The organism is Jonquetella sp. BV3C21 (genome assembly GCF_000468895.1).
Classification (GTDB): domain Bacteria; phylum Synergistota; class Synergistia; order Synergistales; family Dethiosulfovibrionaceae; genus Jonquetella; species Jonquetella anthropi.
In genome coordinates this window covers 1-18,422 of record NZ_AWWC01000022.1, presented here as the reverse complement: position 1 = coordinate 18,422, position 18,422 = coordinate 1, and the positions used below count along the sequence as shown (strand labels likewise).

Genomic DNA, 18,422 nt, shown 5'->3' with positions numbered 1-18,422 from the left:
GAGCGTGAGCTATCAAATTCTGGCAATCAACCCGGGTTCAACCAGCACGAAGGTCGCGTGGTTCTGCGACGATAAACCGCTTTGGAGTGAGACGATCGCTCACGACGCCGCTGAAACGAGCAAGTATCCCAGAGCGGCGGACCAGTACGACTTTCGGCTGAAGGCCGTGAAAGACTGCGTCGCTTCCCACGGGAGCCATCTCGAAGACCTGTCGGCCGCAATCGGCCGGGGCGGCATTATCGACCCGCTTCCCGGCGGAACGTACCGGGTTGACGAGGCTCTTGTCGCTCGGCTACAGACCGGCAAGCCGTGGGACCACGCGTCCTGCCTCGGCGGCCGGATTGCCTACGGCCTAGCGGAGCCGCTGGGGAAGCCGGCGTACATCATTGACCCAGTTTCGGTTGACGAGCTGTGTCCCGAGGCTCGCCTTTCCGGCCTGCCTCAGACGCCGCGGGTATCCCTCGTCCACGCGCTGAACGTGAAGGCGACCGTCCGTCGGGCGGCTCATGATCTCGGGCTTGACTGGCAGAAGGCGAACTTCGTCGTCGCCCACTTGGGCGGCGGCGTGACGATTTGCGCTCACGCCAAAGGGCGCATCATCGATTTCGACAGCGGAAACGACGGGGGCCCGATGTCACCCGAACGGGCCGGTCGGCTGCCGGCGATTGAGATCGTCAAATTGTGCTTTGAAAGCGGGCTGTCCCAGAGCGCCCTGAAAAAGTATCTGGCCGGCGGAAGCGGAATTAAAGCGTGGCTCGGCACTCACGACGTTCGGGCTGTCCGTCAAATGGCGACAGACGGGGACGCTAAGGCGCAGCTGATCTTAGACGCGTTCGCGTATCAGGTCGCGTGTTCGATGGGTATGATGGCGGCCAGTTTGTCCGGAGACGTGGACGCCCTTCTGTTCACCGGCGGCATATCGCACGACTCTGAGCTTGTGGCCGCGATCGAGCGCCGGGTCGGCTGGATTGCCCCGTGTCTGATTTATCCCGGAGAGGACGAGATGGCTGCTCTCTGCGGCGGCGCCCTACGGGTCTTTCAGGGATTAGAAACGGCGCGGGACTATCGGTCCAGCGTGCTGAAACGGGAATCGAATTAAGGAGACCGAATCATGAGCTTTTCGCACCTTACTGATTTATATGCCCTGTCGAGCCGCGGCGGCGTGAGGCGGCTCGCGGCAGTATGTCCCTACGAGGCCGACGCGCTGGAAGCCATTGCTGAAGCTCACCGTCGGGGGCTTGTTGACGCCCGTCTGGTAGGTGACGAAGGCCGCATTCGCGGCAAGGCGGCGGAACTGGGGCTTGACCTTTCAGGATGCTCGTTTATTCCGGCTTCAGACGATTATCAAGCCGCCCAGTTGGCGGTCACGGCGGTTTCTTCCGGCGAGGCCGACTTGCTGATGAAGGGCATGATCAAGACGGCGTCGCTGCTCAAGGCCGTTCTCAACAAAGAATGGGGACTGCGGAGCGGAGCGCTGCTTTCCCACCTCGCCATCGTGGAGCCGGACGGCATCGGTCGGCCGATTGGAATCACCGACGGCGGGATGAACATCGCCCCGGATCTGGCGGCGAAAGAGGCCATCATCGCCAACGCTGTTGAGTGCTTTCACCAGTTGGGAGTCGCGTGTCCCAAGGTGGCGTGCTTGGCGGCGGTCGAGGTCGTTAACCCGGACATGCCGGCGACGGGAGACGCGGCGGCCCTGACGGCGATGAACCGGCGCGGGCAGATTTCAGGCTGCCTCGTCGACGGGCCGTTGGCGTTGGATAACGCGGTTGACGCCGCGGCGGCCAAGACGAAGGGGATTGATTCGCCAGTCGCCGGCCAGGCGGATATCCTGCTGGTTCCCTCGATTGAGCCGGGCAACATGGTGGGGAAGACCGTCATGTTCCTCGCTCGGAAGTCGTGCGCCGGCGTCATCTTGGGGGCAAAGGCCCCGGTTGTGATGACGAGCCGTTTTGACTCCATGGAGTCAAAACTCCTGTCAATTTCTTTAGGCGCGGCGATAGCCCGCCGGTAAGTGTGAGAGAAGGCATCGGCTGAGAGGGGAGAACCGGCAGTGTCAAAAACGGTAAAAGGCTGTCTGCTCGCTGGGTTGACTGGGATTTTGTGGGCTCTCAGCAGCCCAATATCAAAGTACCTCGGACGGCGGGGAACAGACATCCTGAATGTGACGCTGATTCGCGTCGTGCTCACGTCCGTTCTGCTGGCGGCGTGGTTTTTGCTGAAACGACGGGAACTGTTTCGGATAGATCCGAAACTTTTTGCCGTGTTGTTCCTCTTCGGCCCGTTTCTTGGGGTGGGGCTGTACTACGGTTTCGGCATGTCGGCAGTTTACTTGCCTGTGGCGACGGCTCTGGTGATTCACTACACCTTCCCGATGATGGTCACGGTAACGGCCGCGCTGCTGCTCAAGGAGCGGCCTACCCGAAGCGACGTGCACTCCGCGCTGCTCATCATCGTCGGCGTGGTGCTGTGCGCGTTCACTCCCCAATGGACGATCGACACGACAGTCTCACTTCCCGGTGTGCTGTGGGGATTCGCCGCCGTGGTCGGCATGGTGGGACAGACCCTGTTCAGCCGCTTGGTGGTGAGGCAGGGAAAAATCAGCTCGCTGACGCAGCTGTTTTACGTTCACATCTCGGCGGCGTTTTGGCTGGCGGTTTATCGTCTTTTCGTTGACTGTGCGCCGCTGTCGAAATTGACTGCAGTCGACTTGAGTTGCACGCTCGTTCAGGCTGTGTGTTCCAGCCTGATCGCCTACGCGGCGTATGGGTTTGCGATGATCTTTATTCCAGCCTCAACGGCCAGCATGATGGCGTCCGGGGAAATCGTCGGAGCTGTGGCTATCGCCGCCGTCGCCTTGGGCGAGTGGCCGACCGTGCCGCACCTGTTGGGCTGCGCGGCTGTGATGACAGCAATCTGCGTCTCGGCCGCCGGGCAGCGCAAGCGGGAGCGTTTTAGCGTCACGCCGTCCGACGTGGCCTGAACGGGGAAAATAATGTAAAATTAACCGGTATGACGAAATATTGTGGTATTTTGCGGCTTCTGGGCTTGGGGGGCCGACATAATCTGAAAGGGGACATGTGCAATTATGGAACAGATTCGGTCGTTGAGCGCACTTCTTGAGCACGCCAAAAAGATCACCGCAGAGAAGGGGCCGAAACGGATCAGCGTGGCGAAAGCCGACGATCCGGGGTTGCTGACGGCGCTTGAGCAGGCTCGGTCGTGCGGGATGGCGACGTTTGTGCTGACCGGCGACGAGGACAAGATCAAAGCGGCGGCCCAGCAGGCGAACGTCGACTTGGCGAGCTATCAGATCATCAACGTGACCAACGAGCCGGAAATGGGATTGGCTGCCGTCAAGGAAGTGTCCGGCGGCAAGGCGGATATTTACATGAAGGGGCAGATTCACACGAACCACTTCCTTCGCGGCATGCTCAACAAAGAGGTTGGGCTCCGCATGGGAAAGAACACCATCTCTCACTGCTACTTCCACCACATCGAGGGATTCGATCGGATCCTCTTCATCTCCGACGCAGCGTTCAACATGTACCCCGATCTGGCTCAGAAAGCCGACATCGTCAAGAACACGGTCAAGCTGGCCAAGGCGTTCGGCGTCCAGTGCCCGAAGGTGGCGTGCTTGGCGGCCGTCGAAGTGGTGAACCCCGACATGCCGGCCACGCTCGACGCAGCGGCTCTGGCGGCGATGGGAAACCGTGGGCAGATCCCCGGCTGCATCATCGACGGGCCGTTTGCCCTCGACAACGCGATCAACGAAGAGTCGGCCAAGACGAAGGGCATCACGTCGCCGGTGGCTGGCAAGGCTGATATTCTGCTCGTCCCGAACATCGAGGCGGGCAACATGATGGCCAAGGCAATCGTTTACTTCACCAAGAACGAGACCGCCGGGCTGATTTTGGGCGCAGCCGCCCCGATTATCCTGACGAGCCGCGCAGACTCGCCGCGGACGAAGCTCACCTCGATCGCCGCTGCCGTTACTCTGGCGGACAACAAGTAAATAGCAGGCTGTCTCCTCAGGGCAGAGGAGACAGCCTTTTTTGCGATCGCTTTCAGCTGACGTCCGAGCGGGCCGCGCCTGAAACAGGCGTGTCAATCCCGGCGGCTGGACAGACGGAGACGGCGGGCATAAACTAGTTCCGCAGGAGTTGATTTGCCGCCGCTGTCTAGGCGGCGCTCAAGGCGGTTGGTTCATGCCGATGACCGAGCAGAAGGGGGAAAGTTCGTTCGATGAAAGTTCTAGCTATCAATCCTGGTTCGACCAGCACGAAAGTTGGATTGTTTGAGGACGGAAAACTGCTGTGGGATCACACGGACAGATTCGACAGCGACGTGATTGGAAAGTTCGCCACGATTGCCGACCAGAAAGACTTCCGCCGTGAGGGCATCGAAAAAATCATGGCCGACCACGGCGTGGCCCTGTCGGACGTGGACGCGTTTGTGGGGCGCGGCGGCCTGCTTCGTCCTATGCTCAGCGGGACGTACGACGTGAACGACGCCATGCTCGACGACCTGAAGTCGGACCGATACGGCCGTCACGCCGCGAACTTGGGCGGTCAGCTGGCTAAAGACCTGGCGGCTAAGGGCGGCTGCAACCGAGCCTACATCGTTGATCCCGTCGTGGTCGACGAGATGATGGACGTGGCGCGGATCACAGGGTTGCCCGACGTGCCGCGCCGCAGCGTGTTTCACGCGCTCAACCAGAAAGCTATCTGCCGCCGGGCTGCCGCCGACATGGGGAAGCGCTTTGACCAGTGCCGGATGATCGTCGCTCATATGGGCGGCGGCATCACCGTCGGCGCTCACGAGAACGGCCGGGTCATCGACGTGAGCAACGGCTTGGACGGCGAAGGGCCGTTCAGCCCTGAGCGCGCCGGCAGTCTGCCGTCAGGGCCGCTGATCGACCTTGCGATGAGCGGCCAGTACACCCGCGCCCAGCTCGCGAAGATGATTGCAGGCAAGGGCGGGCTGGTGGCCCATTTGGACACCAATGACCTCCGGGAAGTGGAACGGCGTATCGCTTCGGGGGACAAAAAGGCTCAAGCTGTCTACGAGGCCATGGCGTACAACGTGGCGAAGGAGATCGGCGCCAGAGCGGTCGCACTGAACGGGCAGGTTGACGCGGTCGTCCTGACCGGCGGTCTGGCTCACAGCGCCAAGTTCTGTGATCTGATCGTTTCGCGGGTCAGCTTCATCGCGCCGGTCAAAATTTATCCCGGCGAGGATGAACTGCAGGCTCTGGCCGACGGGGCGTTCCGCGTCCTGAAGGGCGAAGAGACGGCAAAGACGTACGGGGCGTAGGTCGGTGGCACAAAAGACGATCGAGACGGCCCTGAGCCCAAAGTGGATTCTGCGGCTGACCTGCCTGCCGTGGGCGTGGTTTGTGTGCCTGTCCGATTTTCTCCTGCCAGTTCGAAACGGCCTTCTGTTCGTCGTGCTGCCGATGATCGCCCTGCCGTGCTGGGCGTGCTGGGTAGGGCGTAAGGCCCGGCTGGGCCGGCAGGTCGTCGGGGCCATGGTCCTGTCGTGCGCCTTGTCGGTTCTTTTGACGTGGCTGACCCCTTTGGACTGGGGATACTACTTTAAGCCCCTGACGCCCGTTCAGGCCTCGGGGCTGTTCGCCGCGTCAGTAGCGATCCCAGCGGCTCTGCTGTGGCGCTTTGCAGAAGCGCCTGAGAGCGCCGATTGAAAGGTAAAAAAAAAGTCCCGCCGCAAACGCGGCGGGACTTTTTTATCGGTCAAGCAGGTAGTTTTGAAGCGCTTCGCCGGTCAGTCCGGCGCCGATGCCGACGGCCAGCTTGATCCGCGCCCGAAGCGGCGACAGGTCTCCGCCGTCGAGGGCTCCCATCTCGTGGAGCTTAAAGAAGCTGCCTTCGAAGGTCGAATGGGTCGTCACCCGACCGTTGGGACAGCGGGACGTGACGACAACCGGGATGTCCGCCTTGAGAAGCGTCCTGATGTAGGGGACCCAGCCGGGCAGGACGTTGCCGCCGCCGAAGCCGGATATCACCAGACCGGAAAGGTTTGCCGCGTCTTCGGCCAGCGACGCCATGACGCGCTCGCCGGATCCCAGAGACGAGTAGATCAACTCCACGTTTCGTGCCGGGATCGTTGAGCTGTCGAGGGTCTTGGTCCGATGGGGCCGTTGCCAGATGATGACTTTTCCGTCCAGAATTTCGCCGATGGCCTCGTTGGTCGGCCCGGTGTAGGAGGCCCGTCCGCAGTTGGTGAACTCCATCAGGTTTCGGGCGGGGAAAAGCTCGCCTTGGGCGCAGACCAATGGGCCCAGCCCCCAACACTCCTGAGAGCCTGCCGCGAGCAGCGCCTCGTTGAGGACGGCTCGGGCGTCGCTGCCCAGCTTGCCGTCCGGCAGCTTGCCGGCGGCAAAAATGAGCGGCTGTGGGTAGCCCCACAGCAGGTCGGCTAAGTAGCAGATCTCGTCTAGCGTGTCCGTGCCGGCCAGCACGACCACGCCCTGCCGCCCCTCGACGATTTGTCCGCTCAGCAGGGTGACAAGGTCTGAGGTCAGGCGGACTGTAAAGTGGCTGCTCGGCTGTCTTGTCCAGTCGACGATAGAGAGCCCCTCGCGAAGCGGCTCGGGAATCCAAGAGAGAAGTTCGTCCCCGGTTACTCCAGGAGAGACGGCGTAGTGACTGCCGTCAAGCGACATGGTCAGCTCGCCGCCGGCGATGACGAGCGCAATGTTCGAGGCCGCCATGACGCTAATACCCTAACGGCTCGCCGACCAAAATGACGTAGCTCTTGTGAGCGCCCGTCATGGTGGGAGCTTTTTCGGTGATGAGAGTCACGCGGCTGATCTGGTCGACTACTTTTTTCAGCGCGTCCGGCGAGTCAGCCAAGCTCTTGTTGAGCCGGGAAGCGTTTTTCGGCCCGGCGTAATCGCGGATTCGATTGAGTGCCGTTGGGATATTCGGGCAGAGTTTGTTCAGCCCGATGACGAAGATGCGGTCGCCCTGAGAAAAGCACATCGCCGCCAGCCGGTTGCCCACGCCGTCCACGTTGACCATGCGGCCGTCCTCAAGAAGCGCGTTGGAGCTGGTCAGGAAGACGTCGCAGCGCATCTCCTCAAACCGCGCTTCTGCGGCGGGAAGATCTCCCGCGTCTCCCCAGTGGCCAATGACTTTGTTGCCCCTGGCAAGCAGCGCCTCAATTGCGCCGATCTGGCGAATGGTCAGCGTTCCGGGAACACCGACCGATGCTGTCTCGGGAATCAGTTCAAGAACTTTCCGGAGGGCTTCCTGAGCCGTTTCCACGTACATTGCCACGTGACCGCGGTCATTCAACGCTTGAACGACCGAACTTGCGGCGTCGCGGCTTTCCTGCAGGTCGTCGGCTGGATGAGCCATTCTGAAACCTCCTTGTTCGTCCTCGTCGATAAGAGGATACTACTGGTTACTATACCGGCAATTTGACTGGAGAATGTTTTCATATGATAGCAAAAACGCTCAGACTGTCCAGCGTAAAAGGGTGTCAATGTAAAATGGTTGACACTGGTAAAAACGCGCCGTATAATGACTCGTCGCAAGTGAGGTGACTGGGATGAAGGACACGCTCGAGGCGCTGGAACAGCGGGTAAAGGACGCGCAGCTGTATGACCTGTATGGCCCTTTGCTCACCGGACGGCAGAGGCGGGCGTTTGAACTTCATTCAGACGAGGACTTGTCCCTGTCGGAAATGGCCCGGGAACTGGGCACTTCTCGGCAGGCAGCGTCGGCTTTGGTGCAGTCCAGCCGGGCAAAGCTGGCGGATTACGAGGCTCTTTTAGGGTTTTGTGCCAAGATTCGGGCGGTCCAAGGCGCCTTAAAGGATTTGGAAGGCTGTCTGGGTGACGTCCTCTCGGCGCAGCGGGCTATTCGGCGGGTGGAAAACGTCCTGAAGGGAGAATGATGCCGTGTTCGACTCTCTGAAAAACCGACTGGAGGGCATTTTTGACTCCCTGAGGAACCGAGGCAAGCTGTCTGAAAACGACGTGGCGGACTCCCTGAGGGAAGTTCGGCGGGCCCTGCTTGAGGCGGACGTCAACTACAAGGTGGTCCGCGATCTCGTGGAGCGCATCCGCGTCCGCGCGGTCGGGCGGAACGTCCTTGAGTCGATCACGCCGGCGCAGCAGGTCATCTCCGTCGTTTTTGAAGAGCTTGTGGCCCTGATGGGGGGCGGCAAGTCAAACCTCAAGATATCCCCTAAACCGCCCACGACCGTGCTCATGGTCGGGCTTCAGGGAAGCGGCAAGACGACCAGTTCGGCAAAGCTCGCCCGGCGTATCCGCCCCAGCCATAAGCCGTTGCTCGTGGCCTGTGACCTGAGACGTCCGGCGGCGGTAAAACAGCTGGAGATCCTCGCCAAGTCAGCGGAAGTCGGCTTTCTTGGCCCGGAGAACGACAAAACAGACCTGTTTGACTTGGTCCGACAGTCGAGGAAGTACGCCGCTGACCACCTTCAAGACCTGATTATTTACGACACAGCCGGACGTCTGGCGATTGACGAAGAGCTGATGACCGAGCTGGATCGGCTCAAAAGCACGGTCCAGCCGGATGAAATCCTACTCGTCGTGGACTCCATGTCCGGGCAGGAAGCCCTCAACGTGGCCGAGACGTTCCACGCCCGGCTTGGCCTGACCGGCATCGTGCTGACCAAACTCGACGGCGACGCCCGCGGGGGCGCGGCCCTTGCCGTTCTGGCGGCGACCGGCGTGCCGGTCAAGTTCGCCGGCGTCGGCGAAGGCATCGACGCCTTCGAGGAATTCGACGCCCGACGGATGGCCGAGCGCATCATGGGCATGGGGGATCTGGTCGGCCTGGCCGAAAAAGTCCGTCAGGCGACGACGGAGGAAGACCTGGCCAAAATCAGCCAGAGCTTTGCCAAGAAGAAGAAAAAAGGACTGAGCCTGGAAGACCTGATGCTTCAGTTTGAGCAGGTGGAAAAACTGGGGCCGCTCGACAAGGTCGTCGAAATGCTTCCGGGCAACTTAGGAAAAAAACTGGCCCAGCAGGCGCCTGACGCGGCGGATCCCCGTCGGCTGCGGCGCATGAAGGCGGTCATTCAGTCAATGACCCCGGCTGAACGGGAAAACCCCAAGCTGCTGAACGCGTCGCGTCGCCGGCGCATCGCCCTTGGATCCGGCACGTCAGTCCAGATGGTCAACCAGCTGATGAAGCAGTTTGACCAGATGAACCAAGTCTGGAAACAGTTCGGCGGCATGGGAATGGGAAAAAGCATGAAGATGGTTCGCCGGCTCGGCGGCCTTTTCAGATAGACCGATATTTCGGTTTCAGGCACATCAGGAGGTGCTCATATGGCAGTCAGAATCAGACTTTCACGGATGGGACGCAAAAAAGTTCCCTTCTACCGGCTCGTTGTTGCCGACTCACGGTCCCCGCGGGACGGACGCTTCATCGAGCAGATCGGCGTGTACGATCCCATGAAGGATCCGGCGGAGATTCGGGTGGACGAAGAGAAGGCGGTCAAGTGGCTTAATGACGGCGCGCTTCCTTCCGATACGGCTCGTGGCCTGCTCAAGAAGGCCGGCGTTTGGGAGAAGTTCGAAGCCGGCAAAGCCAAGGCCTAGAGGCCTTGTCTCATGGTGGACTATAAGGCCCTTGTTGAATTTGTTGTCCGGGAGCTGGTAACTCAGCCTGATCAGGTTTCCGTCTCAGTGACCGATCGGGACGGACGCCAGTTGGTCGACATTGCCGTCGCTTCCGACGATATGGGCCGGGTCATCGGCCGCCGGGGCAGCACCATCGGCGCCATTCGTCAGCTGGTCGGCGTCGCGGCGGCGAAGGCAGGAGACGCCGTCGACGTAGACATTATCGGTTAGCGATGGAGGACCGGGTCGTTATCGCCAAGGTCGTTGGCCCGCATGGGGTCAAAGGCGCAGTGCGGGTCGCCCCTCTGACCGATTTCCCCGAGCGGTTTGAGACGATGACGCGCGTTCGGTTTTACCGGGACGGCGAAGAAGTCGGCCAGTATCCCCTAAAAAGCGTCGGCGAGCTTCGTTCGAAAGGCCAAATCATCTTGGAGCTCGGCGGGCTTTCCGATGCAGCCGAGGCTGAAGCGCTTCGAGGGTGTTTTATCTGCGTGCCGCCTGACGAGATGGTTCCTCTTCCCGAAGGGCAGTACTGGATTCGGGACCTCGTCGGCCTTCAGGCCAAGGACGAAACCGGGGAAGTCTTAGGTGTCGTCCGGGACGTTTTAACGACCGGCGCGTCGGATATCTTCGAGATTGAAGGCTTGGACGGCAAAAAACACTTGGTGCCGTTTGTCGATCAGTTCATCCGTCAGGTTTCGTTGGACCGGCGGGAACTGGTGATCTCGATGATGGAAGGTCTGTGGGACTGAGATGGACGTAACCGTACTGACGGCGTTTCCCGGCCTGTTTGAGGGTTTCCTCCGCGACGGATTGGTCGGCAGCGCGCTGAGCCGCGGCCTCATCAAAGTCGAAGTGCAGGACCTGCGCCAGTGGGGCGTCGGCAACTATCGGGCGATCGACGACTACAGCTTCGGCGGCCGGGGCGGCATGACGCTTTCCGCGCCTGTCTTAGACGCCGGATTGTCAGCGGTCAGCCGGTCGGGAGAAGTCCCTTACGTGATTTACCCGTCCCCTCAGGGCGTTCCTCTGACCCAAGACTTGGTCGAGTCGCTTCCCCGCGACCGGCACGTGGTGTTCGTGTGCGGTCACTTTGAGGGACTGGACGAGCGGTTTGTGCAGAGCCGGGTTGATCTGGAAATTTCCCTTGGAGACTTCGTGTTGTCCGGCGGTGAAATTCCTGTCATGGCTGCGATTGACGCGATGGCCCGCTTGGTGGAAGGCGCGGTCGGCAAGGAGCTGTCAGTTCGGGAGGACTCGTTCTTTGACGGCATGCTGGACACGTGTCATTACACCCGTCCGGCCAGTTGGAATGGTCAGAACGTTCCGGAAGTCCTTCTGTCAGGACGCGATCGGGATATTGACCTGTGGCGGCGCCGCACGGCCGTTCGGCGGACCTTGGCCCGACGTCCGGATCTGCTCAGCCGGGCCGGCCTGATGGGGTACCTGTCCGACCAAGTTCACCTCGGTCTGGCGGTCGACCCGTTTGATCCGGCGCTTGCCGAGACGGCCTGTCAGTGCCTCGCCGTTGCGGACGCCTATGGCCTGGATCGGGTGCTCATGTCGCCCACACGGGGAAGTCTGGACGACTTGAGAGCTGCGCTGGAAGGCGCAAAAAGCGTTAAAGCGCTGCCTTCGCCTGATGGGATGGTTCGGTGGATTGCCCGCAAGGGGCGAGGCGCGCCGGCAGTTTTGTTGGCACAGCAGGAAAATGGTTTGCCATGGCTGGAGGCTAAACGGCGAATTGCCCAGGCCGAAGGCCCAGTTCTGGTCCTTTTGGGCGCAGAACGTTTTGACTCGGCGGCGTCTGTGCCGCTGAAGCGTATCGAAGCTACCGACCGAGCCTTGCCTCCGGTCGCTCTGGTTTCGGCTGTTCTTGATCGATTTTTCGGCTCACGCTGAGAGCGGAGAGCCTATCTGCAAGGAGGGTCATCGATGGATCCGAGAATTAAACTGGTTGAAGATAAGTGCATGCGTCACGATATTCCGGAGTTTCGTCCCGGCGACACGGTCCGCGTGAACGTGAAGGTTAAGGAAGGCAACCGGGAGCGCATTCAGGCGTTTGAGGGCGTTGTGATTGCCCGCAAACACGGCGGCGCTACCGAGACGTTCACCGTCAGAAAGATGTCCAGCGGCGTCGGCGTCGAGCGTATTTTCCCGCTTCACTGCCCGACGATCGCCGGCGTTGAGGTCAAGCGTCACGGCCGGGTTCGTCGCGCCAAGCTGTACTACCTGCGCAGCCGCCGCGGCAAGGCCGCCCGTATCACCGAGCGTTTGCTCACCAAGTAACCAGCGCAAGAAGAAAACCCGAAGGCTGCAAGCCTTCGGGCTTTCTTCTTGCGCTCATACGGATGAGATTGTAGTTCCCTCTCGGCGGCAAAATGCGTCAAGCGAAGCCAGTCGGCATTGGGGTCGTATTCGCGCGTTTGTTTGATATAATCATTATGAGCTTCAGATATTTTCACGAGGAGTGATATGAATGAAGAAAAGAATTTTTGCTTTGGCAGCTGCCGCTCTCCTGAGCGCCGTCTCGGCTTTTGGGTCTCCGCTTGACGCGTTCAAGGGCCAGAGCGGGACGATTGACATCGCTGGCGGAACGGCTCATATCCCGGTCATGAAGAAAGCGGCCGAGGATATCATGACGTTCAACCCTGATATCCGCATTAGCGTGGCCGGCGGCGGCAGTGGCGTGGGCGTCAAGCAGGTCGGCGAAGGGGTCGTGCAAATTGGCAACACTGGACGCGCCCTGAAGGCCGAAGAAGTCGAAAAGTATGGGCTGGTCACGTTCCCGTTCGCCATTGACGGCGTGGCTCTGGCCGTTAACCCGGCTAACCCTGTGAAGGCTCTGACGAGCGAACAGGCGAAGGGCATCTACACCGGCGCGATCACCGACTGGAAGGAGCTGGGCGGAGAGCCCGGCGCGATCGACATTTACGGCCGGGAAGACGGCAGCGGGACGCGCCAGACCTTTGACGATCTGGTGCTGGGCAAGAACGTCGAGTCCGCGCCGTCGGTCAACGCCGTCAACAGCAACGGCGCGATGAAGACCGCCATCGCGAACGATCCCCGCGCGATCGGCTACGTGGGCATTGGGTACTTGGACAGCTCCGTCGCCGCGGTGGCGCTTGACGGGGCCGTGCCGAACCAAGAGAACGCGGCGTCCGGAGCGTACCGGGTGACCCGTCAGCTGTACATGAACACGAAGGGCGAGCCGGAAGGGATTGTGAAGGCGTTTATCGATTACATTTACAGCGATGAAGGGGCGAAAATCATCAGCGACAGCGGCTACATTCCGCTGAAGCGCAAGTGAAGCGTCCTGAAAACGACGTCCTGACGATTAAAGCGCCGCTCTGGATTCGGGCAGCCGCCGGAGCGGCCGCTTCTATTCTGGCGGCGCTTTTTGCTTTTGTCCTGATTACCGCCCTCGACGCGCTGAGAGAAGGACGCGATTTTCACCTGCTGGGCGTTACGTGGAACGCCGCACGCGGGCTGTTCGGAGTGGCTCCGATGATCTTCAACACGGCTCTTTTAGCCCTCTGCGGCGCTTCTCTCGGGTGGCTGCTGTCCGTTGGGTTTGCCCTGTCGCTCCGCTTCGGCCAGCCTAAGGCCCTTCGGAGCGGCCTTTTAGTTCTGCTGCGGGGAATGACCGCCGTCCCGACGGTCGTTTACGGGTTCACCGGCCTTTTCCTGCTCGTTCCGCTGATTCGGGGACATCTGGGAGGTTCCGGGCTGTGCTTTCTGTCTGCCGCACTCCTTCTGGCCCTGCAGGGGATCCCCGCGATGACGCTCGTTATCGACGGCGCAGCGTCGCTGGTAGAGACGAAACACGCAGTTGCCGCGGCGGCGCTGGGCCTTTCGCCTCTTGAAATCGCTTCTCGAGTGACCCTGCCGGCCTGTCGCGGGGCCCTGCGAGACGCGGCTGTCCTCGGGCTGGGCCGAGCGATGGGCGACGCGCTGATTCCCGTGATGGTCGGCGGCAACGCCCTGTCCTTTGTCACTAGCCCTCTTGGGTCCATGAGGACGCTGGCGGCCCACATCAGCCTGACGTTGTCATCCGACCTGACTGGGGGAGAGCACCTGTCGCTGCTTCTTTCCGGCGGCGTTCTTCTCTCCATGGGGTTCCTCGTGGCCGGGATCGGTCGGGCGCTGCGCGCTCGGGAGGCGCGAAAGAGATCATGAAGTGCCGGGAAGCAAGTCTTACGATCCTCAGGCTGGTCTCGTTGGCTGCCGTTGCCATTTCGGTGGGAGCCCTCGGGTGGTTTCTTTTCCGGCGAGGGATCCCGGCGATCAACAGACAGCTGTTTTTTGGCCATGTACCGCCGATCGACGCGTTGCTCGCCAGACGGCCGGTTTGGGACGGAATATGGCCGGCGCTTGCCGGAACGAGCTGCGTCATGGTCCTGACGCTGGTTTTAGTCGCGGTTCCAGGACTTGCCTGCGGCGCCTACCTCGCCAGCCCGGGGACCTCTCGGCTCAAGTCCTTTCTCGGCTTGGCTGTTGACCTCGTGGCGGGTGTCCCCAGTATCGTGATGGGGCTTTTCGGCTTCGAGTTTCTCCTCCTCCTTCGCCGGACCGTCGCGCCTCACGCTACCACCTGTCTTTTGCTGGCGGCCGGGTGCTTGGCGCTTTTGACTCTGCCGACTTTGGCGCTTGGCGTTCGGGCGTCGCTTGCCGCGCTGCCGACTGACTTGGCCCTGACCGGGCGAGCGCTGGGGATGTCAGAATGGCAGACCCTTCGTCATTTGCTGCTCCCTGCGGCAGGGCGGGGAGTCCTCAGCTCGTTTATGCTCGTGCTTGGGCGTGCCGCCGAGGACACGGCTGTCATTATGCTGACCGGGGTCGTCGCCAGCGGAGGCCTTCCGGGCGGGCTGCTCGGAAAATTTGAGACCCTGTCGTTTTTCGTCTTCTACAAGTCAGGACAGTATCTGGACGCGGCGGACTTGAACCGGGCCTTCGGGGCGGCTGTGTCGCTCCTTGCGATGACGGGGGTTTTTCTGCTCGTCTCGTGGCATTTGAGAAAGGGGATGGACCGATCGTGGCGGAGAGGCTAGAGACGGCGCTGGATGTCAGCGGCCTGTGCGCGTCGTTTGCCGGCGCTCCGGTGCTCAGCGGAGTAACGTTCAGCGCGCCGCGCCGCGCGGTCACCGTTTTGGTCGGCCGGTCAGGTTCCGGCAAGACGACGGTTCTTCGGGCGGTCAATCGGCTGAACGAGTGCTTCCCCGGCTACCGGGAAAGCGGCTCCGTGACGTTTCACTTCAGCGACGGCGTTCGGCCTCACCGCGGTCCTAGATCCTTCGAGGCGACGGAACTCAGGCGTCGCGTCGCCATGGTCTTTCAAACGCCGTCTCCGCTTCCGCTGTCAATTCGTCGGAACCTCACCATGCCGTTGGAAGTGCTCAGAAACGTCCGAGGGAAGAGCGCCTCTGAAGAAGTTGAAGGGGCCTTGCGAACTGTTGGGCTATGGGACGAGGTAAAAGACCGGCTCGACGACAGCGCCGAGACGCTGAGCGGCGGACAGAAGCAGAGGCTGTGTCTCGCTCGTGCTCTGGCGCTCAAGCCGGAAATGTTCCTCTTCGACGAGCCGACAGCCTCTTTGGACGTGCGGGCGGCAGAAAGGTTGGAAAAGCTCATCACGTCCCTTTCGGCCAAGTTCCCGGTCGTCATGGTTTCCCACAGTTTAGAGCAGGCCCGGCGGCTTGCCGATCAGCTGGTCGTCATTGAGAGCGGAAAGACGGTCGGGATCCTGACGAAGGATCAGCTGGCGGAAAAGACAGAATCGGAGCTACGGCTTCTGCTTGACGGCTCAGAAGAGGTGAAAGACGATTGAGAGTCCTGAACCTTTGTGGTATAATCCCAAAGGTTTTTAATTCGTAAGCCGGATCAGGGCGAGGGCGGTGCCCTAGAGGGTCCCAAGTCCGCGACGACCCGGCCGACAAACAACCAGGAGGAATGAGAACATGGCAGTTGTCAGTATGAAGCAGCTTTTGGAGTGCGGCGTCCACTTTGGACACCAGACCCGCCGGTGGAACCCCAAGATGAAGCCTTACATCTTCACCGAGCGCAACGGCGTGTACATTATCGACCTGCAGAAGACCGTGAAGGGGCTTGAAAAGGCCTACGACTTCGTCCGCAGCGTTGGACAGGACGACGGCACGCTGCTTTTCGTCGGCACCAAGCGTCAGGCTCAGGACACGATCGCGGAAGAGGCGCAGCGGAGCGGCCAGTACTACATCAACCAGCGCTGGCTCGGCGGTCTGCTTACCAACTTCCAGACGCTTCGCAAGCGCGTTCAGCGCATGATCGAACTGCAGAAGATCGACGCGGACGACGACTGGGGCGAGCACACGAAGAAGGAAATCTCCCTCCTTCGCAAGGAGAAAGCCAAGCTGGAGAAGTACCTTCAGGGCATTCGGGACATGAAGAAGCTGCCCGACGCGCTGTTTGTCATCGACCCGAGACGCGAGGACATCGCCGTTCTCGAAGCCCGCAAGCTGGGTATCCCGGTCATTTCCATCGTCGACACCAACTGCGATCCTGAAATGATCGATTTCCCCATCCCCGGCAACGATGACGCGATCAGAGCGATCAAGCTGATTACCGGCCTGATGGCGAACGCCATGATCGAAGGACGGGGCGGCGTCGACGCGGCGGTAGAGCGCAAGCCCGAAGTTGCTGAAGAAGAGAACGAACTGGCTAGCGACGAGGACGTCCTGGACATGAAGGAAAAACTGACCGAGACCTACGGCTCCGAAACCGCCGAAGGCGAAGAAGACTAAGGGGGATCCCGTTATGGAAATTTCCGCTTCCATGGTAAAGGAGCTTCGCGAGCGCACTGGCTGCGGCATGATGGACTGCAAGAAAGCCTTGGCGGAGTGCGGCGGCGACATGGAAAAAGCCATCGACTACCTTCGGGAAAAGGGCTTGGCCAAGGCCGCTAAAAAGGCCAGCCGGAACGCAAAGGACGGCCGGGTGTTCTCTTACATTCACAACACCGGCAAAGTCGGCGTTCTCGTTGAACTGGACTGTGAAACTGACTTCGTCGGCCGGACCGACGAGTTCCAGCAGCTGGGGCATGACATTGCCATGCACATCGCCGCGACCAACCCGGCGTATCTTAACCCTGAAGCTGTCCCCGCAGAGGACTTGGAGCACGAGAAGGAAATCTGCCGCGCCCAGCTGAAAGAGGATCCGAAGTTCGCCGGCAAGCCGGAAAAAGTCTTGGAAGGCATCATTGAAGGCAAAATTCGCAAGTTCTACGAGACCAACTGCTTGACCGAGCAGTTCTGGATTCGTGACGACAAGAAGCAGATCAAGGATCTGGTCAACGATCTGATCGCAAAGCTGGGCGAGAACATGGTGATTCGCCGTTACGCCCGGTTCTCCATTGGCGAGTAGAAGAACCGTACAAAGGGGCTCGGACTTGGATTGTCCGCAGCCCCTTTTTTGCGACGAAAGGGGCGCTCTTGCGATGCGGTATCAACGGATCCTCTTGAAGCTTTCCGGCGAAGTCTTAGCAGGAAAAGTCGGCTTTGGACTCGACTTTCGGGCAATTGAAACTATCTGCGAGCAGGTGGCCCAGGTCGCCCGCGAGGGAGTTCAGGTAGGTCTTGTCGTCGGCGGCGGCAACTTTTTCCGCGGACGGCAGGCGACGGACGAAGGCATCGAACGCTCTCAGGCCGACTATATGGGAATGTTGGGCACAACGATTAACGCGCTGGCCCTTCAAGACGTTCTCGAGAGAAAATGTCAGCTGCCGACCCGTGTCCTGACTGCTATTGAAATGCGGGCTATTGCCGAACCGTACATTCGCCGTCGGGCTCTTCGCCACATGGAGAAGGGCCGGATCGTCATCTTTGCCGCGGGGACAGGATCACCGTACTTCTCGACGGACACCACGGCGGCGCTTCGCGCAGCCGAAATTGGCGCTCAGTGTCTCGTCAAGGCGACTAAAGTCGACGGCATCTATGACAAAGACCCTCAAAAATACCCTGACGCCGTCAAGTTCTCCCATCTCACCTATCAGGACGCGCTGGTCAAGCAAATCGCCGTGATGGACGCGGCCTCGTTCTCCCTCTGCATGGAAAACCACATCCCAATTGTCGTGCTCAACGTCCAAGAAAAAGGAACCCTGTGGCGGTTCTTGATAGACGGCGACGAAATTGGTAGTATAGTATCAGAATAAAGTCATCTATCCCAAGTCAGAACAAAAGGAGTGACGGTCATGGCGACATTCGACGTAAAAACACCGATGCAGAAAGTGATTGACCATATGAACGGCGAGTTCCTTGGCATTCGGACGGGACGAGCCCATCCGGGACTCGTCGGAGACGTCAAAGCCGACTATTATGGGACGCCGACGCCGCTGAAACAGATGGCTACCGTCAGCGTCTTGGACGCGCGGACGCTTCAAATCACCCCGTACGACCAGACAGCCGTCAAAACAATTGAAAAAGCCATTTTAGCAGCCAACATCGGCGTCACGCCGGTTGTCGACGGCAAGGTGATTCGGCTCAGCATGCCCGAACTTACCGGCGAACGGCGCAAAGAGCTGTGCAAGTACGTGTCGAAACTGGGAGAAGAGGCGAAAATCGCCCTGAGAAACCTCCGTCGGGACGCGAACGACTTCTACAAAAAGGCAGAGGACGCCGGTGAGATCAGCGAGGATCAGCTGAAAACGGAATTGGACGTGGTGCAGAAGGAGACCGATAGTTTCGTTTCTAAAGTCGACGAGCTTGTCAAAGAAAAAGAAAAAGAAGTCATGGAAAATATCTAAAAGACAAGAGGCAGCGGTCAAACT

Annotated in this window: 23 protein-coding genes; 21 read left to right on the top strand and 2 right to left on the bottom strand. The window is 60.3% G+C overall.

The window, feature by feature from the left end; translation table 11 throughout:
* Positions 1 to 4 precede the first annotated feature (4 nt).
* The 6 genes from buk (HMPREF1249_RS05775) (at position 5) to HMPREF1249_RS05750 (ending at position 5,707) form a co-directional block, all read left to right on the top strand.
* Positions 5 to 1,099, top strand: coding sequence for a butyrate kinase (gene buk, locus HMPREF1249_RS05775; RefSeq protein WP_008520888.1), 1,095 nt, complete (start codon positions 5 to 7; stop codon positions 1,097 to 1,099).
* Between the two features lie 12 nt (positions 1,100 to 1,111).
* A complete protein-coding gene (locus tag HMPREF1249_RS05770) occupies positions 1,112 to 2,017 on the top strand; it encodes a bifunctional enoyl-CoA hydratase/phosphate acetyltransferase (RefSeq protein WP_008520889.1) in 906 nt (301 codons plus the stop codon).
* A gap of 39 nt (positions 2,018 to 2,056) precedes the next feature.
* Positions 2,057 to 2,986, top strand: coding sequence for a DMT family transporter (locus tag HMPREF1249_RS05765; RefSeq protein ID WP_021775985.1), 930 nt, complete (start codon positions 2,057 to 2,059; stop codon positions 2,984 to 2,986).
* Positions 2,987 to 3,091: 105 nt separating this feature from the next.
* On the top strand, positions 3,092 to 4,018 hold the full coding sequence (locus tag HMPREF1249_RS05760; RefSeq protein WP_008520894.1) for a bifunctional enoyl-CoA hydratase/phosphate acetyltransferase: 927 nt from the start codon (positions 3,092 to 3,094) through the stop codon (positions 4,016 to 4,018).
* Positions 4,019 to 4,248: 230 nt separating this feature from the next.
* On the top strand, positions 4,249 to 5,319 hold the full coding sequence (gene buk, locus HMPREF1249_RS05755) for a butyrate kinase (protein ID WP_008520896.1): 1,071 nt from the start codon (positions 4,249 to 4,251) through the stop codon (positions 5,317 to 5,319).
* Between the two features lie 4 nt (positions 5,320 to 5,323).
* Complete coding sequence (locus HMPREF1249_RS05750; RefSeq protein ID WP_008520898.1) at positions 5,324 to 5,707, top strand: hypothetical protein; 384 nt, start codon at positions 5,324 to 5,326, stop codon at positions 5,705 to 5,707.
* A 42-nt stretch (positions 5,708 to 5,749) separates the two neighbouring features.
* On the opposite strand, the gene HMPREF1249_RS05745 is transcribed toward HMPREF1249_RS05750, so the two are convergent.
* Positions 5,750 to 6,736 carry an asparaginase gene (locus HMPREF1249_RS05745; RefSeq protein ID WP_008520900.1) on the bottom strand — a complete coding sequence of 329 codons (987 nt, stop codon included), beginning with the start codon at positions 6,734 to 6,736 and terminating at the stop codon, positions 5,750 to 5,752.
* A gap of 4 nt (positions 6,737 to 6,740) precedes the next feature.
* Positions 6,741 to 7,385 (bottom strand): lactate utilization protein, encoded by a 645-nt coding sequence (locus HMPREF1249_RS05740; RefSeq protein ID WP_008520902.1) that lies wholly within the window; start codon positions 7,383 to 7,385, stop codon positions 6,741 to 6,743.
* 193 nt (positions 7,386 to 7,578) lie between these two features.
* Between HMPREF1249_RS05740 and HMPREF1249_RS05735 the strand changes: the two genes are divergently transcribed.
* The 15 genes from HMPREF1249_RS05735 (at position 7,579) to frr (ending at position 18,398) form a co-directional block, all read left to right on the top strand.
* Positions 7,579 to 7,926, top strand: a complete 348-nt coding sequence (locus HMPREF1249_RS05735) for a sigma factor-like helix-turn-helix DNA-binding protein (protein ID WP_008522761.1) — start codon at positions 7,579 to 7,581, stop codon at positions 7,924 to 7,926.
* Between the two features lie 4 nt (positions 7,927 to 7,930).
* Complete coding sequence (gene ffh, locus HMPREF1249_RS05730; RefSeq protein WP_008520906.1) at positions 7,931 to 9,292, top strand: signal recognition particle protein; 1,362 nt, start codon at positions 7,931 to 7,933, stop codon at positions 9,290 to 9,292.
* Between the two features lie 39 nt (positions 9,293 to 9,331).
* Positions 9,332 to 9,604: a 30S ribosomal protein S16 gene (rpsP, locus tag HMPREF1249_RS05725; RefSeq protein WP_008522765.1), complete on the top strand. Its 273-nt coding sequence runs from the start codon at positions 9,332 to 9,334 to the stop codon at positions 9,602 to 9,604.
* Positions 9,605 to 9,616: 12 nt separating this feature from the next.
* A complete protein-coding gene (locus HMPREF1249_RS05720) occupies positions 9,617 to 9,856 on the top strand; it encodes a KH domain-containing protein (protein WP_008520911.1) in 240 nt (79 codons plus the stop codon).
* 2 nt (positions 9,857 to 9,858) lie between these two features.
* Positions 9,859 to 10,377 (top strand): ribosome maturation factor RimM, encoded by a 519-nt coding sequence (gene rimM / locus HMPREF1249_RS05715; protein WP_008522767.1) that lies wholly within the window; start codon positions 9,859 to 9,861, stop codon positions 10,375 to 10,377.
* A gap of 1 nt (position 10,378) precedes the next feature.
* Positions 10,379 to 11,527, top strand: a complete 1,149-nt coding sequence (trmD, locus tag HMPREF1249_RS05710; RefSeq protein WP_008520914.1) for a tRNA (guanosine(37)-N1)-methyltransferase TrmD — start codon at positions 10,379 to 10,381, stop codon at positions 11,525 to 11,527.
* 33 nt (positions 11,528 to 11,560) lie between these two features.
* The gene (gene rplS / locus HMPREF1249_RS05705; protein ID WP_008520917.1) at positions 11,561 to 11,914 is read left to right on the top strand and encodes a 50S ribosomal protein L19; all 354 of its coding nucleotides are present in this window, start codon (positions 11,561 to 11,563) and stop codon (positions 11,912 to 11,914) included.
* Positions 11,915 to 12,104: 190 nt separating this feature from the next.
* Entirely contained in the window at positions 12,105 to 12,935 is an 831-nt protein-coding gene (locus tag HMPREF1249_RS05700) for a phosphate ABC transporter substrate-binding protein (RefSeq protein WP_008520919.1), read from the top strand.
* Complete coding sequence (locus HMPREF1249_RS05695) at positions 12,932 to 13,804, top strand: PstC family ABC transporter permease (RefSeq protein WP_021775974.1); 873 nt, start codon at positions 12,932 to 12,934, stop codon at positions 13,802 to 13,804. Before HMPREF1249_RS05700 ends, HMPREF1249_RS05695 begins: the two co-directional genes overlap by 4 nt.
* On the top strand, positions 13,801 to 14,676 hold the full coding sequence (locus tag HMPREF1249_RS05690; RefSeq protein ID WP_008520923.1) for an ABC transporter permease subunit: 876 nt from the start codon (positions 13,801 to 13,803) through the stop codon (positions 14,674 to 14,676). Before HMPREF1249_RS05695 ends, HMPREF1249_RS05690 begins: the two co-directional genes overlap by 4 nt.
* On the top strand, positions 14,661 to 15,452 hold the full coding sequence (locus HMPREF1249_RS05685) for a phosphate ABC transporter ATP-binding protein (RefSeq protein ID WP_008520928.1): 792 nt from the start codon (positions 14,661 to 14,663) through the stop codon (positions 15,450 to 15,452). The genes HMPREF1249_RS05690 and HMPREF1249_RS05685 overlap by 16 nt, the downstream gene beginning before the upstream one ends.
* Positions 15,453 to 15,582: 130 nt before the next feature.
* The gene (gene rpsB / locus HMPREF1249_RS05680; protein WP_008520930.1) at positions 15,583 to 16,401 is read left to right on the top strand and encodes a 30S ribosomal protein S2; all 819 of its coding nucleotides are present in this window, start codon (positions 15,583 to 15,585) and stop codon (positions 16,399 to 16,401) included.
* Positions 16,402 to 16,414: 13 nt separating this feature from the next.
* A complete protein-coding gene (gene tsf, locus HMPREF1249_RS05675; RefSeq protein WP_008520931.1) occupies positions 16,415 to 17,020 on the top strand; it encodes a translation elongation factor Ts in 606 nt (201 codons plus the stop codon).
* A gap of 73 nt (positions 17,021 to 17,093) precedes the next feature.
* Positions 17,094 to 17,807, top strand: a complete 714-nt coding sequence (pyrH, locus tag HMPREF1249_RS05670) for a UMP kinase (RefSeq protein ID WP_008520933.1) — start codon at positions 17,094 to 17,096, stop codon at positions 17,805 to 17,807.
* Between the two features lie 39 nt (positions 17,808 to 17,846).
* Positions 17,847 to 18,398 carry a ribosome recycling factor gene (frr, locus tag HMPREF1249_RS05665; protein WP_008520934.1) on the top strand — a complete coding sequence of 184 codons (552 nt, stop codon included), beginning with the start codon at positions 17,847 to 17,849 and terminating at the stop codon, positions 18,396 to 18,398.
* Positions 18,399 to 18,422: the final 24 nt, after the last annotated feature.